The sequence below is a fragment of the Paenibacillus sp. tmac-D7 genome (genome assembly GCF_006519665.1).
In the GTDB taxonomy this organism is placed as follows: domain Bacteria; phylum Bacillota; class Bacilli; order Paenibacillales; family NBRC-103111; genus Paenibacillus_G; species Paenibacillus_G validus.
The window spans coordinates 1-16,379 of record NZ_VIDW01000009.1 but is presented as its reverse complement, the minus strand read 5'-3'; the positions used below and the strand labels follow the sequence as shown (position 1 = coordinate 16,379).

Annotated in this window: 16 protein-coding genes; 1 reads left to right on the top strand and 15 read right to left on the bottom strand. The window is 55.2% G+C overall.

Translation table 11 applies throughout. The annotated features are described in order from the left end of the window. Window positions 1-63: 63 nt before the first annotated feature. The 12 genes from FKP33_RS08625 to FKP33_RS08570 form a co-directional block, all read right to left on the bottom strand. Window positions 64-1,467: an FAD-dependent oxidoreductase gene (locus FKP33_RS08625; RefSeq protein ID WP_127606581.1), complete on the bottom strand. Its 1,404-nt coding sequence runs from the start codon at window positions 1,465-1,467 to the stop codon at window positions 64-66. A 42-nt stretch (window positions 1,468-1,509) separates the two neighbouring features. Next, a complete protein-coding gene (locus FKP33_RS08620) occupies window positions 1,510-2,670 on the bottom strand; it encodes a CaiB/BaiF CoA transferase family protein (protein ID WP_141334549.1) in 1,161 nt (386 codons plus the stop codon). A 68-nt stretch (window positions 2,671-2,738) separates the two neighbouring features. Next, window positions 2,739-3,830, bottom strand: a complete 1,092-nt coding sequence (locus tag FKP33_RS08615; RefSeq protein ID WP_141334547.1) for a CoA transferase — start codon at window positions 3,828-3,830, stop codon at window positions 2,739-2,741. Between the two features lie 49 nt (window positions 3,831-3,879). Further along, window positions 3,880-4,413 carry an FAS1-like dehydratase domain-containing protein gene (locus FKP33_RS08610; protein ID WP_181410090.1) on the bottom strand — a complete coding sequence of 178 codons (534 nt, stop codon included), beginning with the start codon at window positions 4,411-4,413 and terminating at the stop codon, window positions 3,880-3,882. A 54-nt stretch (window positions 4,414-4,467) separates the two neighbouring features. Next, the gene (locus tag FKP33_RS08605) at window positions 4,468-4,965 is read right to left on the bottom strand and encodes a hotdog family protein (RefSeq protein ID WP_127606587.1); all 498 of its coding nucleotides are present in this window, start codon (window positions 4,963-4,965) and stop codon (window positions 4,468-4,470) included. A 38-nt stretch (window positions 4,966-5,003) separates the two neighbouring features. Further along, the gene (locus tag FKP33_RS08600) at window positions 5,004-5,936 is read right to left on the bottom strand and encodes a hydroxymethylglutaryl-CoA lyase (protein WP_141334543.1); all 933 of its coding nucleotides are present in this window, start codon (window positions 5,934-5,936) and stop codon (window positions 5,004-5,006) included. Window positions 5,937-5,989: 53 nt separating this feature from the next. Beyond that, a complete protein-coding gene (locus tag FKP33_RS08595) occupies window positions 5,990-6,442 on the bottom strand; it encodes an SRPBCC family protein (protein ID WP_127606591.1) in 453 nt (150 codons plus the stop codon). Then, window positions 6,439-7,323, bottom strand: coding sequence for an FAD binding domain-containing protein (locus FKP33_RS08590; protein WP_164751771.1), 885 nt, complete (start codon window positions 7,321-7,323; stop codon window positions 6,439-6,441). Before FKP33_RS08590 ends, FKP33_RS08595 begins: the two co-directional genes overlap by 4 nt. Further along, window positions 7,310-7,834: a (2Fe-2S)-binding protein gene (locus FKP33_RS08585; RefSeq protein ID WP_054795348.1), complete on the bottom strand. Its 525-nt coding sequence runs from the start codon at window positions 7,832-7,834 to the stop codon at window positions 7,310-7,312. Before FKP33_RS08585 ends, FKP33_RS08590 begins: the two co-directional genes overlap by 14 nt. Continuing rightward, complete coding sequence (locus FKP33_RS08580) at window positions 7,831-10,044, bottom strand: xanthine dehydrogenase family protein molybdopterin-binding subunit (protein ID WP_127606594.1); 2,214 nt, start codon at window positions 10,042-10,044, stop codon at window positions 7,831-7,833. Before FKP33_RS08580 ends, FKP33_RS08585 begins: the two co-directional genes overlap by 4 nt. 95 nt (window positions 10,045-10,139) lie before the next feature. Continuing rightward, on the bottom strand, window positions 10,140-11,366 hold the full coding sequence (locus FKP33_RS08575) for an MFS transporter (protein WP_127606596.1): 1,227 nt from the start codon (window positions 11,364-11,366) through the stop codon (window positions 10,140-10,142). Window positions 11,367-11,947: 581 nt separating this feature from the next. Further along, complete coding sequence (locus FKP33_RS08570; protein WP_127606598.1) at window positions 11,948-12,727, bottom strand: IclR family transcriptional regulator; 780 nt, start codon at window positions 12,725-12,727, stop codon at window positions 11,948-11,950. Window positions 12,728-12,954: 227 nt separating this feature from the next. Between FKP33_RS08570 and FKP33_RS08565 the strand changes: the two genes are divergently transcribed. Next, window positions 12,955-13,725 carry an N-acyl homoserine lactonase family protein gene (locus tag FKP33_RS08565; protein WP_054795343.1) on the top strand — a complete coding sequence of 257 codons (771 nt, stop codon included), beginning with the start codon at window positions 12,955-12,957 and terminating at the stop codon, window positions 13,723-13,725. Window positions 13,726-14,066: 341 nt separating this feature from the next. Here the strand turns inward: FKP33_RS08565 and FKP33_RS08560 are convergent, their stop codons facing one another. From FKP33_RS08560 to FKP33_RS08550, 3 genes are all read right to left on the bottom strand, one after another. Further along, complete coding sequence (locus FKP33_RS08560; RefSeq protein WP_127606601.1) at window positions 14,067-14,492, bottom strand: aconitase X swivel domain-containing protein; 426 nt, start codon at window positions 14,490-14,492, stop codon at window positions 14,067-14,069. Beyond that, complete coding sequence (locus FKP33_RS08555; RefSeq protein ID WP_141334541.1) at window positions 14,489-15,769, bottom strand: aconitase X; 1,281 nt, start codon at window positions 15,767-15,769, stop codon at window positions 14,489-14,491. The genes FKP33_RS08560 and FKP33_RS08555 overlap by 4 nt, the downstream gene beginning before the upstream one ends. A 175-nt stretch (window positions 15,770-15,944) precedes the next feature. Then, on the bottom strand, window positions 15,945-16,379 hold a 435-nt coding region (locus FKP33_RS08550), incomplete at its 5' end, for a dehydroquinate synthase/iron-containing alcohol dehydrogenase family protein (RefSeq protein WP_141334539.1).

Here is a 16,379-nt window from a genome sequence, read left to right as displayed (position 1 = left end):
TAAGAGCAGCCTTGCCGCATCAAATGCGGCATGAAGGGCGGCACGCGGAATCGCATACCGATTCTACTTTAGCCCATAGGCTAACGCATGCGCCCCGGCCCGGCGGCCAAACACAAGCCCGCGCAGGACAGACGTGGCCCCGGGATACTTGCCGTAATAAAGACCTGTTATTTCACCGGCGGCATATAAACCCGGAATGGCATCGTTATCGCCCGTTAATACACGTCCATCCGTGTCCGTGAACAAGCCGCCGTAGGAGAACACATTGGAACAGATGACCGGGTAGGCGATAAACGGACCTTGATCGATCGGAATCGCCCAGTTCGATTTGGGCGGTGTAATCCCGCTGGTATGTTTACCGTCCTTCCGGTCCCAGTAGAAAGGTCCAGGCTGGATCGCTTCGTTGAAGGCCCGCACCGTTTCACCGAGATTTTCCGGCGGTACCCCGATTTTCCCGGCAAGCTCCTCAATCGTGTCCGCTTCGATGGGCGGTTGTTCGGTTTGCAGCGCCCGTTCGTAATTCGGAATGGCGAACATCTTTTGGTCGGACACCATATAAGCCATTCGGCCCGGCAAGTCATAGAAGATCGTTCGCGCAACCGATTCGTATTGCTCATCCACCGTGGAGATCCCTTCGTCCAGGAAACGCCTGCCGTTCCGGTCCACCAATATGGCATACGGGTATGTCATGACGGTAGCCTCTTCCCGCTTGCTTCGCGGGTCAACAGGCTCCGCATGGAAGGAATCCCACTGACCTGCCCCTTTGGCCCCTATGGCCATCGCCATCCGGATGCATTCCCCTTTGTTGGCCAGCCCGCCTTCCGCTATGGTCGGAATTTGATGGGCGTCTCTGCCGATATATTGCGCCATCATTTCGGGATTGCCCTGGAATCCGCCGGCTGCGAGAATGACGGTTCTCGTTCCGAGCCGGTACGAGGTTCCGCCCTTAACGCGGACCATAAGCCCTTCTATCGCGCCTTCATCGTCCAGCAGCAGCTGCCAGGCGGTCGTTTCATAAATCATTTGTACGCCAAGCGCTTCGGCACGCCGCAAGAGACAATCGATAATGGCGCGCCCCCCGCCGACGGGCAGTAAACGCGGTTTGGAAGAAGTGAGAAACATCGTCGGGAGGTGGTCAAAATCGACGCCTTTTTCATGCACCCACTTGAGCGTTTCGCCAGCATGTTCAGCCAGAGTTTCGATGTATTTCTTATCCGAATAATAGCTTGAGAACGACAGCATATCCTCGACAAAGTTGTCTGCTGTCCGTTCCAGGCTCTCCATGCGCAGGAATGCTGCCGTCCAGCGGGAGTTTCCGCCCCGATGGTGATAATCGGTCCGCTCCAGTATGGCAATGCGCGCGTTTTTTCCGGTTTGCTTGGCATGTTCCGCTGCAGACAGAGCGGCAGCCGCTCCTGCGACGCCGCAGCCGACAATCACAATATCGAAGTCAACCTGTTTTTCCATGACATGACCCTCCCTTGGTTTGACCGGAATGGAAGCTGCGCCTTATGTCAAGACGCCCCGGAAACGCAAATCGTCCATTTGTGCATCGCTCAATTGCAATAGCTGCCTGAACACATATTCGTTATCGGCGCCCAAACCGGGGGCTGGCCGTATATGTCCGCGCTGCATGCGCGAATCGATCCAGGGGAGCCCCCTGACCCATGTGCCGGTCTGGTCGCCTTGCGGAGTGAAATACCCCCGATCCAGGAGATGCGGATCCGCGACTAAGTCGTGAAAAGAGCTGCTCGCTGCAGCGGCAATTCCAATTTCCCTGAGACGCTCCGCCAGTTGATGACAATCCCAGGACCGGGTCCACCCCGCTATTGTGCGATCGATGAGCTCCGAATTTGCCAAACGTTCCGCGCCTGTGCGGTAAGACCGTGCCCACCCCGGGTTCCCCATCAAATCGGCCAATCGCTCCCACTCGTCATCATCATAGATAGCCAAAGCGATCCACCGGTCCTCGCCCGAGCAAGCGTAACAACCGTGCGGGGCGGCATGGGGCGAACCGTTGCCGACCACCGGGGGCGATTCGCCGGTCAAAGACACCTCAATCAGCGGCTCGACCAGCAGCGTCATAATCGACTCCAGCAGGGACAAGTCAATCAACGCTCCATGCCCGGACTGGTCGCGCCGCCTTAACGCAGCCAATATGGCGAGCACGCCCATAACGCCTGCAACATGATCCGTCAACGGCGGACGGACGCCCATCCCTTCGACGCTCAAGTCCGTTTCCTTGACCAATGACGTCCACCCGCTGTACGCTTGCAGCAGCGATCCGTACCCGAGAAGATCCCGCGCCTGGCCTTCCCGCCCTAAACCGGACATCGACAGCATGATGAGCCGCGGATTGATCGGACGGAGCCGTGCGTAATCAATACCCAGCTTCTCGGTAACCCCTGTCGAGAAATTCTCAACCACCACATCGCTCTTCCGAATCAGCTCTCTAACTAATTCCTGGCCCTCCGGCTCCTTAAGATTGAGGGTACAGCTAAGCTTGGAACCATTCAATGCAGGAAACCATCCGCTTCGCTTCCGATATTCCGGCCGGGTAGCTGACTCCACTTTAATGACCTCCGCCCCCATCAGGCCTAAATATTGCGTAGCAATCGGCCCTCCTACGACCCAAGTAAAATCGACCACACGGATACCTTTAAGCAGCATCGGGTTGCTTACCTCCCCTTCGATTGGAGCAATCTTGCCTTATGAAAGGAGTCGCCAATCAACGAGACCTACGTACTTTTCAACAAAAAAGGCAGCCCCGGCAAGACGACGGCAGGTCCGCTTGTTTCCGGATTCAAGGTGTGCCAAAACTTCCGAAAGTCAAGCTGCTCAATAGCAAAAGCTTCTTTAATCGTATTGACAGGGAAGCACGCCACCTTATTTTTCTGCAGCTCCTCGTGAACTTGCCGCTTCGTCATGTGACGGGTCTGTTCGCTCAAATAGGCCTGTAATTGAGACCAATGCTGCATCCTTGACGACGGGCTTGCAAATTCGGGCCTCGCAGCCCAACCGGGGCGACCCAGCCATTCCACAACCCGATCCCATTGGTGCTGTTCGCGGGGGGAACACATGACAAATCCGTCGGCGCATGGCATAATGCCTACCAAGCCTCCGGCAACCGGCGTACCTTCCGCCGCGTTCTCCACCTGCCTCGCAGCGGGCAGATGGCCCTCATTGTAGGCGGCTAATTCCTCGAATAATAAGGAAGCAACGGCCTCTTGCTCCGACAGGTCCATGAATGTCGATGGCTGGCCTCGCCCGGTTCCAAGCAGAGCGCCGATGGCCGCTACCGCGCCGATGAGCCCGGCGAATAATAGCGATTGTCCGGCCGGACCGCGTTTAGGCGGATTGTCATCGGGAGAGCTGCTGGGAAAGGCCAGGTGATAAGCATATCCTCCAGCGTGACTGGCTATAAGATCTCCGCCGGGAGCATGGGCGTTCGGCCCTGTCAGCCCGAACGGCGTAATGGCGAGGACACTCGTGCCTCCGGCCAGCAATGCTGACGGCAGGTGTGCCATATCGGCAGCTTCATAACCTAGAATGCACAGCTCGGCTTCTTCGCTCCACCGTTTGATTTCTTCTTCGTCCGCCAGCCGCCCGCTTCCGGTGCGGACTGCCTTGTTTTGGTTCAGGTAGCGGTCGAACACTTCCCGTGTGCGCCTAGGTTGACTTTGGTTGTCGCGTTGCTCTGCGCGAGCCGTCCCGATGCTTGAGAGCATCGACACTTCCGCACCCAATTCGGCCAAAATTTTACCGCAATATCGCGCCGAATCGCTCTTTCCTACCTCCAGAATCCGTACGCCCTCTAATAACGGATACATATCCGACTAACCTCCCCTGCACCGCCGGTTCCATGCTGCGTACTCGGCGTTAACGAAAAATTTGAATGCGCCGGCTGATCATCAGCAGCGTGCTGTCTTTCTCGGTTGTAAAGGACGTTTCGGTTATTACAAACACAAGCGGACCGGACGATCCTTCCTTCTGGTAAATATCCCGGTACCGGCTTGTCGCCACAATCCGATCACCCGGGCGCGCAAAGGCATAAAACTCGACCTCGTTGCCCCCATTGATCAATCGCGTTAAAGGAATCGGGACGGGAGGCAGCCCCAGCCCTTCCCCGTGCGATTGACCCGCACCGTCAAAGTCGGGGTCCGCATCGCTGAACACCAAGGGATCGGGCGTGCCGGGAAGTCGCCGGATCGCGTGCATAGGATAAAGCGGCGGGGCAATGACGCCGCCAAACTTCGTGGTGCTGGCATAGTCCTGATCCCAGTAGACGGGATCGTCGTCCATAATCCCCTGAGCCATTCGGCGAATTGCGCCTGTTTCCACAGGGTCCCAAGCGACAACCGGTTCCGATTCGCGTCCGATAAAGGAGCGAACCTCTGAAGTTATATAATTCATGCAACAGATCCTCCTTACGGTAATGATGCGGCTGTTGTCGTCCATGCTTCACGGCTATTCCAGCGTTCCGTCCTGCGCAGCTTGCCGGGGCGGCACGAACGGGTACGGAATCTTCCGGCCTTCCCGCATGGGCAAAACAATAACGGCCTCGCCCGTTGTAGAACGCACCCCTCTTTGATTCTCGATCCCGATGGTGCAATGAATACAGCCGAGCCCGTCTTGAACTTCTTTCCGGTCAATGCGGCCGCCCGCCGTCAATACGTCCCCGGCTACATCCCAACCGCGATATTCGTACTTGACCTTCCATATCCAGCCCAGCGGTCCAGCCCACTCCTTCAACATCTGAACGAGCATATGCTGCTTCCATGAGCCGCTGACCACGATGTCAGGCAGCCCGTCATGCCCGGTAGCGAATGGATAATCGTAATGGATACGATGCCAGTTTTCCTGAAATGCGGACCAACGCATCATCAGCATCGTATTCATCGGGCCTCGCTGCAGCGGGGTTAATATTTGCCCTTCGTCGACATCCTCATAGTATTTTTCACTCACAGCTTTCACCTCTCCTTGTACGATTGAACCTACCGCGCTTAACCCGCCTCACCAGGCGGCAAGGGATGAAGATCAAGCGTTCTGCCCGCCTTCATGACCTGACCCGGCAGTTCGTGACCCAAGGCCCGCTCCATATCCCGGGATGCTTCCAGCAGCCTATCCAAGTCTATGCCAGTCTCCACTCCCATCTCCATGAACATGTGCACGGCGTCTTCGGTGCAAATGTTTCCAGTGGCCCCCGGAGCAAAGGGGCAGCCTCCGATCCCGCCGAGCGAGCCTTCAAAGTGGCGGACGCCTTCCAGGTAGGCCGCATACACATTAGCCAAGCCCATCCCCCTTGTGTTATGGAAGTGCATATGCAATTCCAGGTCCGGCCAACGATCCTGAATCGCGCGAATGACCTGACGTACATGGGCCGGGTTAGCCATCCCGGTCGTATCGGCCAAGACAACCCCATCCACCTCAAGCGCCACGTAATGTTCTACGACTTCCAGTACCCGTTCCAGCGGAATCCGCCCTTCAAAGGCGCAGCCGAACGTCGTGCTCATCGCCCCTTGCAGGGTGACGCCGGCCGAATGGACGAGGTGCGCCACCTGCTCGAATTCATTCAACGTTTCGAAGGTGCGGCGGCGGATATTGGCTCGATTGTGACTGTCACTCACCGAAACGACGGTTGTAATCATGTCCGGCTTGCACGCCAAAGCCCGCTCTGCGCCGCGTAAATTGGGCACAAGCACGGTATAGCGCGTTCCCGGATACCGGGTGATGCGCTTCATGACCTCCTCGGCGTCAGCCATCTGCGGCACGGCCTTGGGATGGACAAAGGAAGTAGCTTCAATGCACGGTACGCCGGCCGCGCCCAGCGCGTTAATCGTCTCAACTTTCGTTTCCGTCGATACCCGCTGGGGCTCGATTTGAAATCCGTCACGCGCCGCCACATCGGTAAACCATACCCGATTCGAATTGCTCAAGATTCGTCACTCCCCCGGTCATTTTTATTTGGTTGTTTTTGCCCACGCGATGCTTACTGTGCCGTTTCGAGGTAGTTGGTCAGTTTTTTGGAAAACTCCTGGACAATCTGGTCTGCCTTTCGCTTGATCAGCGGCTGTGCAAGCTCGCCCAGTTTGCCGGCTATCACAATATCGGCGTCGATCTGAAGGATCGAGCCGTTGCCGGCCTCATCCGGAACCAGCCTCATCGTGAATTGACCGTACACATTACCGGAGCGGGAATCGCTCATGGTAACGCCCGCTTGCATGGCCCGCTCCTCTTGATGAATCTCCAGCTCTGCGCTGCCGTTAAACCGCAGCGAAACCGGTCCGAGCTTCGTCACAATTTTCACGTCATAATGGCCTTCCGAAGTTTCATCGGCCTCCTCAACGCCCGGGATACAGTGAACCATCGCAAGCGTATCCTGCATCTTCTCCCACGTCTGCGCAGCTTCGCTCGCTACAGCGATTTTATACAAAAACTTCACGCGATCGTCTCCTCACTTGTCGGATCTCCAGCCAACGAAGCAAGCACGCGCTTCGTCCAGACAGCCGCCATGTCGCGCTTGTAAATTTCGCTTCCTCGCGCATCGTCCCATGGCTCAGCTTGCTCATGAACAACCTCAGCGACTTCGTTTAACAGGGACTTCGTTAAGGATTTGCCTACCAGGAGCCTTTCCGCATCGGGAAATCTGCACGCAACCGGTCCCGCACCGCCTACAGCAACGGATGCTTCACGGACCGTGCTGCCGTCCGCTTCATAGGCGATGCTCGCTGCGACCCCGACCGTACAGTAATCGTCCTGGCTGCGGGGCCGAAACTTTACATAACGGGAAGCCCGGGCCAATGCCTTGGCCGGAATCGCGACCTCGACCAGAATTTCGTCGGGACGAATGACCGTTTCCATCGTATCTGCAAAAAACTCGTTCAGCGCGACGATGCGTTGACCCGTCTTCGATTGGAGCTTCACGGCCGCATCCAAGGCCAGCAGCATAGGCGGCAAGTCTTGCGCCGGGTCCGCGTGGATGAGGTGGCCGCCGAGCGTGGCGGCATTCCGGACGCGGACGTTCGCAATGACTTTGGCCGTTTCGGACAAGCTTGGAAGCAACCCGGCAAGCAAGGGAGAGAGCTCCATGTCACGCAGCCGTACCATGGCCCCCAACCGGAGGCTCCCGTCTTCCTCCTGTGTAATTCCGTACAATTCCTGCACGCGTTCTAAACCGATCACGACGGAGGGCGCAAGCAGCTTTTGTTTCATAAGAATCGTCGACGCCACCCCGCCGCCCCACAAGAGGACGTCGTCGTCCGGATTCAACAACGATAAGGCTTCGTCAAGACTGCTCGGAACAGTAAGCTTAAAGGACGGCACGTTCAGCCCCCCATTTCTGCGCAGCAAGTTGAATCGCCCGTATGATCGACAAGTAGCCCGTGCACCGGCATAGGTTCCCGGCCATGTACCGGCGGATCTCCTCTTCGGTCGGATCGGGATGCTCGCGAAGCAGGCTGACGGCCGACATAACTTGCCCGGGTGTGCAGATGCCGCACTGGAGTCCTTCGCATTCGACGAATGTTTCCTGCACAATGGCCCACAGCCTCGGATCCGGCGCAGCTTCCGGAAGCGTATCCTGATCCGTGAGCATACGAAGCCCTTCCGCGGTAAACACATTCGCTTCATGGGCAAATACGGCCGGCATCAGGCAGGAGCTGATGGCTTTCCCGTTGACAAGCACCGTGCATAGTCCGCAAATTCCGATGGAGCATGCTTCCTTCGTACCTGTCAGCTGAAGCTGATTGCGCAGAAAGTCGATTAATAGCTCGCCCTCATCCACCTCGGCCGAAATACGGCGGCCGTTTACCTGCAGCTGAATCGATTGCGTCATTGTGCCTCCTCCTTCCCGCGAAGCGCGAAGTACACGCTCTCGGCGGTGATCGGCAATTGCTTCATCCGCACGCCTGCCGCATCCGCGATCGCGTTGGCAATGGCGGCCGGGACCGCTACATTGGACAATTCGCCTGCCGCCTTAATATTTTCCGCCCCAATGCCCCGTCCGCCTTCGACCAAAGACATGTGAACGGCTGGAATATCCTCTTGAGACGGCAGCTTATATTCGCCCAGACTGGCGTGGGTAACGCGGCCTTCCTCAATGACCAAGTCCTCGAGAACAGCCTCGCCGTAGCCAAAAACAACGCCGCCCTCCAACTGGATGTAATGTGACGCCTCATTGATAATGCCCGCCACGTCGTACGCTGCGATGAGATCCTCCACGACAATTTGACCGGTTCCAAGGTCAACGCGAACTCTTGCCAGGGTTACGTTGTAGGAACAGACATGTTCGATTTCACTGGCATCATGACCGACACGAAGCCAGTCGCCCTCCCTCTCCCGTGCGAACCGGGCCAAGGCGGCCCGAAGATCGGGCAGCTCATACGTGCCCGGCAAGCCGAACCGGCTTTGGAGCTCCTGCACAAGCAGCTTGGCTGCCTTGTGAAACGCCTCGCTGGCCGTGACCGTCACACGGCTTCCCCCACAACCCGTATCGTAGTTCAGTTCATGGGTCTCAGCTTGGCGAACGGTAATCAGCTCGCCCGGAAGTGATAACAGCCGGCTTAAAATGTTGCGGCCGAGCGTCATTTGTCCGCCCCCTTGGTCAGGGAACGGAACATGCACAACTAATTGTCCGGAACTCGTGGGCTCCAGTCCGATTTCAGTTATACCGCCGTGTGTCGGCCTTTGATAGAAGGCATACCCGGTGCCCCGCACCCACTCTCCCTCCTTCGGAAGCGGGCGAACAGGCACGCTGTCCGCAAGCTCCTTCACGGCTGCAAGCGTCTCCCGGGAACGGACCTCCAGAAAGTGATCGCCGGTGGGAGAAGGGTCTCCATCCTGAAGCATATTCCGCTCCCGCAGCTCCAGCGGATCGATCTGAAGCTGGCGTGCAGCCATATCGATCACACTTTCCACAGGGAAGTGCATCTGAACCGAGCCTGGCGCACGGGCATGGCCACGGGGGACGGTGTTCGTATAGGCGATCGTACTTTGAATACGGGCGACCGGAATACGGTAAGCGGAACCCGCGTCCGGAATCCCGATAAGGTTCACGTTAACCCCTGCCTTGTACCCCGCATAAGCGCCGCCGTTCAACACCGCGTCGACATCGAGCGCAGTAAATTTGCCATGCTCATCGAGACCTAGACGAACCTTAACGGAAGCCGAATGCCGGGGATTCGTTCCCATCAGGTCTTCGGCATAGGTCATTCGAAGCTTCACCGGGCGCCCTGTAGCTTTCGCAAGGGCGATCGTTAACGGAATTTCCATAGGAGAGCCTTTACCTCCAAAGTCGCCGCCGACAAAAACAGGATGAATGTGAACGTGCGACGCGTCAATCGCCAGCCAATCGGCCATTTGCTGGCGAAGCCGGTACGGTGACTTGTTCGGCGCCCAAATTTCAACCTCATCTCCAAGGACTCGGGCGATACAGGAGTGCGGTTCCAGGTACCCCTGGTGACGAGCCGCCGTTGTGAACGTTTCAGTGAAGACATACTTCGAACGGGCCAACGCCTCGGATACGTCTCCACCGTTCGACAAGCATATGCGGGATTGCAAATTCGCAGCATCGGTATCCTTCGTGACGGCTCCCTTGTAATTCCATGGAGAGTCGTGCAGGATAGGCGCCCCCTCCTGCAGCGCCTCTCTGGCATCGTAAACGGCCGGAAGCGGTTCGTACTCCATCTCGATGAGCGCCAAGGCTTCTTCCGCAATGTCTCTTGTTGTGGCGGCGACGGCAGCGACGCGATCGCCCGCGAACAAAACCTTGTCGCTCGCAAGAACCGGGATATCCCTTACGATCCGGCCAAATGTGCCGCTTCGAATGTCTTTTGCCGTAATAACGGCAACAACACCGGGCAATCGGGCGGCTTCCTCGGTGTTAATCGATACGATACGCGCATGTGCATAGGGACTTCGCAAGACGGCCCCATAGAGCATATCCGGCAAGGTGATGTCATCCGTATACCGCGCTTCGCCACGAACCTTCTGAAAGCCGTCGACCCGATTCGATTTTTGTGTAATTGGCGGCGTTTGCGAACTCATCGCTTACCCCCTCCTCTAAGTGAGATGGACAACGTGTAACTGCGAGCGTGAGGAGCGCCCGAGCCCGAACACAGGAGCGTCAGGCGACTCCCGGGTTAATCGAGCTTGATGCCGCGCGTCTCTTTGAACACCCAAGCCCATGCGGCGAGTGCCAAAAACTCAAGCGCGCCTACCAGAACAACGGATTGATATCCCCATGCAGCCGACATGCTCGCCGCAATGAGCGGAGGGAAGAACGCCAGACCACGGCCGATCTGCAAAGCTGCCGAAACACCGGTGGAGCGCAAATCAGAAGAGAACATCTCACTAAACAGGACGCCAAACACGGTTGCGGCATTACAACCAAAGTAGAGGATGAAGAAAGGAAGGAGAATCCAGGAAGAGGTAAGGAGGTATTGCCAAGTCAAGAAAAGAATAATGCCTCCGACCGCAGCGGTGGCCGCGAGATAGCATAACGTAACACGTCTGCCCCAGCGGTCATTCGTGTAGGAAGCGACTACATTGCCCACAAGGCCGGCCAAAGCGGAGAATAAGACCCACCAGGAGGCGTGCGTGATGGACAGACCCTGTTTCGTCAGATAGGTCGGCAGAAATGTGGTGATCCCGTAGTAGGCGAAGAACTGAAGACAAGCAGCGATCAGGCACTTGAAAAACGGAACCATGAAGCTCGCTTTAAAAATTTGACTCCAGTCAACGCCGGTCTTTTCGACCTTTTTCTGCCACACTTCCGACTCCGGTGTCGTTTTGCGGATATAGATCGCAATCAGGATCGGAAGCGTTGAAAGCACCAAGGTCCAGCGCCAGCCGATCGCAGGCGCAACATAACCCCCGACAACGGCGGCGAGAGCGATGCCGAAGTAGATACCGCCATACAGCAGCCCTCCCCACCAGCCGCGTTTCTCCTTCGGCACGACTTCCGACACCAGCGTTTGGCCGACGCCATACTCGCCGCCGATGCCAAGTCCGGCAATGATGGTCCAGATGATGAGCCACTCATAGTTGAAGGTAAAAGCCCGGGCCAACGTACCTACGCAATAGACGACGATGGTCCAGAACAAAATATTTTTTCGTCCGTATTTATCCGCCAACATGCCAAATCCGATGCCGCCCACGGCCATCGCCAACAACTGAATCGAAAACACAAGCGCTGTTTGCCCCCCAGACAGGCCAAATGCCGCAGCGATAGGAACGATTAGAAAAGTCATTAGCGCGACTTCATAATAATCAAAAATCCAGCCCACCAGTGCACCTATGAATGCCGATTTGTAACCACGGCGCGCAGGGAGCGTCCCCGTACCCGTCTGAGGTTGTAAATTTGACATATCGAGCCACCTTCCCTTATGAACTCCTGGATTACTTGAGGGTAAGCAGTTTCAGAAAACAAGTTGCATTTCGATTTGGCAGTTGGTGTAACGATCTTAATTTTGTAAGCGTTTACAATAATAAATCACATTGTTTATTCGCCAATAAGATTTCCGTTCTGAAGACTGAACGCCCCCTTTAAACTTCTTATTTGCTCTCCTGCTGATCCATGAAAGCCATGAATTACGCTCGGGGTCATCGTGTTAAGCACATAGTAAATTACACCTGTTCGAAAGTCAATATTTAATTTTCCAAAACCGAATTTCGGACTTTTTTTGAAAAAATGGACATACTGCCGCAAGCTCAGCATAAAATAAATGAATGTCCACCCTATCTTTAAGGAGTTAAAACCGTTCGTTCTTCGGGCAGGAATATTGGCGAAATGACAAGGCGGGCTGCGCTGGGCGCAGGAGATGAAGGCAGGGAGGATGGAAGAGATTCACGGTCCGGGCCTCTCCCTTCCCTTAGGTAGGGTGTTTGGCGGGAGAGGCTGCACCAAAGCCGGTAAAGCAGCGTTACTAGCCGAAACCGCAGGCTCCCTTTACCCCATTTGCTTTAGGGTGTCCGGGTTCCAGCCCACACGCTTCGATATTTCCGCTGCTGTATGCATCACACGTTGAATGACATCGCTTACCAGGTATTCCCTAAACCGGTAGTCTGGTCCGGTAATGCTAAGGCCTGCTATAACCTCGCCCTTGTGGTTAAAAATCGGCGCAGCGATGGCAGCCGCACCATTCTCCAATTCTGAAAAGCTGATCGAATAACCGTCCTGCCTGCACTTAACGAGGACCTCGCGCAATTGTGACTTATCCGTAATGGTGCCGGAAGCAATCTGGACCGGTTGAATCGATTCCAGGTACGCGTTCACGCGGTCTTCGTCCATATTGGCAAGAATGATTCGCGGGCAGGCTCCGGCATAGAATGGCGCCCTGCGGCCGATACGCGTAAAGACACGAACCATTTGGCTGGCTCTTGCATCTACTTTTTCGACATAAATGGCTTCTTCTTCCTCAGGCACCGAAAGGTTAACGGCTTCGTCCATTTCGTCGCGAAGCTGGTTCATCAGCGGCAGAGCAACCTTCCTTAAATCCAGACGCTCGGCAACGAGATGACCGTAATGAAGAAGAGAGAGCCCGAGAACATATCTTCGGTCGCTTCGTTTAGACAAAAACCCCATATCCTCCAGAGAGCTCACCATACGCATCACCGATGTTTTAGGTAAATTCGTTATGGTTACCATTTCATTGATAGACAAGGCTTCTGAATGCTCGAATAATTGCAGAATATTCATGGATTTAATAACAACTTTGTTTTTGGTCATAGGTGCACCTCCCCGGAAAAGTCCGAATTTTGAACCTTAGAAATTAAATATTGACTTTCACACATGGATATTTTACTATGTGCTTGACAAGATGGCAACTAACCTTCAAAAATCTGCGCTGATTTTATAAGGGGGTGTTACGTCCATATCGCTCGGTTTCTCGGATGGTTTAACTTGTACCGCATCTATTCATGAAAGCGGTTTTATAACCTTGGGGAGGTTTCGGCATGAGCAAATGGGAGATCGTACCTGTAGACGTGGGGACGCTGACCGTCGATAAATCGGAGTTCACTTATATGCGTAATTGCGGTGTTCAAATGTACGTTCCGAATATCGTCTGGTTCGTAACGGATGGCGAACGCCAATTGATTGTGGATACGGGGGCTCCTGACCCGGAGTTTTCGACGAAGTATCATTTTCCATTCACGCGGTCGTCCGAGCAAGAGCCCGAGGTTGCCTTGAGGAGTAAGGGGTGTGATCCGAGTAAGGTTGAGGCGGTGATTACGACACATTTGCATTGGGACCATGTGTACAACAATCATCTTTTCGAGAACGCCCAATTTTACGTTCAAGGCAGAGAATTGCGTTATGCCATCGACCCGCTTCCGATTCATATGAAAGCCTACGAATCGATGGCGATCGGCATGTCGCCAAGCTTCATCACCGACACCAAATACAATATCCTTCACGGCGACAAACAGCTTACGGAAGGTATATTCTTGTTTACGACGCCGGGTCATACTCCGGGAAGCATGAGCGTTGCCGTTGAAACCGCGAAAGGCACCTACGTGATCGCCAGTGACACCGTCCCCTTGTTTGAAAACTGGAACTGGCCTACTGCACATATGCCCCACCTCCCCAACGGGATTCACTGGGATCTCGAAGAATACTTCCAAAGCTTCAAGAGGATTGAGGAGATTGCCGATTTTGTGTTGCCCGGGCATGACCCTCTCGTATTCAATTACAGCAAATACCCGCCGGAGGACAATGCCTCATGATATATGAGCTTCGAATTTACGACATCCACCCCGGAAAAATGCAGGCGATCAACGACAGATTCGCTCATTTCACATTAAGCATTGGCAAGAAATGAAGAGCGAAACGGAAAAGGAAGGGCCGATCGTAGCGAAGGTGGAGAGCGTTTTCCTTCGGCAGGTGCCTTATTTCCCGCAGCCTTGAGAGATGTTTCATCCTTTTCCCGTCTCATGCGACAAAAGGCTGCGCTTGCAGCCTTATCATGCAGCCGTCGATTTGTTGTTCTTCGGACCCAGACAGCAAACGGAGCCGCGCAACCCGCGCAGCTCCGTTATGGTTGTTACATATTACATGAGCGCAAAGCCTAACTCCCCGCATTTTTTTTGGTGATCTCTACGATTCCGTTATCGCCATCTACTTTGACCCAATCGCCGGTTTCGATAATATCCAGCGGGTCCTGATCCAGCCCCGTAACCGTGGGCGCATGAGAAACCACCGTACCCAAGGCCGCCTTCGTCGTCATCACGTTAAAAATCATCGCTTTGGGAGCCGCCCCCACCATCCGCGCCATGTGGAAATAGGCGGACCAGCCGGACGATCCTTTCGCGCCGGGAAACACGAGCACTTTATCTTTAAAGCTTTGGCCTCTCAATTCATGCTGCAGTTCAATAATCGTACCGGTCATCGGATTAATGCCGCCCCAGCCGGATATCGTATCCTTGGTAACAAGCGCCTCTCCTTCCGCGCATCCGCCGACCACTTTTCTTCCGTGAAGAACAATTTTCGTCATCGCAATTCTCCTCCCCAATTCCCTGTTATCGCTGCCCGGACGCAATCCTCAAGCGATCCGAACCAGCATTGGATCCCCATAATCGCCGGCAGGTAGTGCGCCTGCTTCGCCGAGTCGGTGGCCACCACCTTCGTACCCGGCGGCAGTACTTGCCCAAGCGCCGGACACGTATCGCTCATCAAAAAACCTCCTGCGTCGGTAATGATCTGGGTATATCCGTTCCGGTCCGCCAATTCCCGAATCGCCCGCGGTGTGAAGATCCAAAGCTGCGTGCCGCTGTGGACCCGCTTTCCTTTCAGCAGCTTGCAAATTTCCCAGATCTGTTCGATGGACGCGTGCGGGCAGCCCAGCATAATGAAATCGACCTTCGTATCTTTGGCCGATATGTTCAACCGGTTATACGCCCGTTGTCTCTCCTCTTGGCCAAACTTGAAGCTGAACTGAGGTTTCTTCCCTCCTAAAGCCTCCTCAACCGATTGCGCTTCCGCCGTTATTTTCGGGATATGGTACAGCTCCACACCGCCCGAGGAAGCGGCGGACGCCCCAAAATGCTTGATCCGATAAGAATTCGGAACATGCCGAACCCCGCTCAGCACAGGCACCCGATCGCCCGCGACTTCACCGACGTAGTAACCGAGGAGACCCCAATCGAGCATGCTCTCGACGTCCCATTCGACTTCCACCAGATCAGTCGCCAGCCGATTTTCGTCCACATGGTAGCCCCAGTAAGGGATTCGCCCTGTCAGCATCGCCGCCCCCGTGCTTTCCCGCCCTTCACAATTGGTGCGGGCGCCGAGCACCGAGTTGATGTACACGACGGCAGAAGATTCCATCCAGGCGCAGTGCTCCCCCTTCACCGGTATATTCCCGACCTGGTAGGGCGTACAGGTGCTCATCAGCTGGATGCCGATCGAAGCGTTGTATTCTTCATGCTCTTTAATGGACTTCACACGGTCAGGGGTGCCGCCCATCTGCTCCCAGTGCTGCGCATCAAAACCGGTGATCAGCTGACAGGAGTGGGTTTTGACCATCGGAATCTCAACAGCCTCCTGACTGTCCAGGTTAAACTCGGAAAATAACGCGTCGAATCCGTACTTAGCCGCATAATCCCGCATGTAGCCGCTGGAAGCGACTACCGTTGTGCTCACGTTGGAGGTTTCCACTAATTTCTCCGCCCCCAAAGCCTCTCCGTAGCGTATGAGCAAATCCATCGCCTTTTGCACCGCGGGCCCGTCGCTGCCATCCAGCATCCGTTTCTCTTCGTCGGTCAATCTCATCTCACACGCTCCATTGTTTGCCGTCTATACGGAAATTCATAGTCATTTGCTTATCCGTACGATCCAGATTATCTTTCCCATGCGTTAACGGGTAGCCGTTGATTGTAGACGATAATAATTTAACCTTAGCCCCGTCGAATGCGGGACTAAGGTTTATTCAGACATACGCCTGTAGTCAAAGAGCCTTTCCTTTCACCGGCCGCTGGCCGTTATAGGCATACTCCAGCAATTGCCGGATCGACTTTTCATCGATTGGACGAGGGTTATAATAAGGATTCTGCGTGGCTAATTTGGCCGCTGCATCGAGATCCTTCTCTTTCATTCCGATTTCTGCAAGCGAGGTTGGAGCATCCATCGACTTCAACAGGTCGTAGATGGAACCGGCGACATCGCTCACATCGGAGCCCAATGCCCGGGCGAGCGCTTTCATCGCTTCCGGCGCATGGCCGGCATTGTACCAAATCGCATACGGCAGAACTACCGTGTGCGTTTCCGCGTGCGGCAGATTGTAGCTGCCGCCCAGCACGTGGCACAGTTTGTGATGTAAAGCCATTCCTACCGATCCCAATACGGTTCCTCCCAGCCACGTTCCGTATTGCGCTTCGGAGCG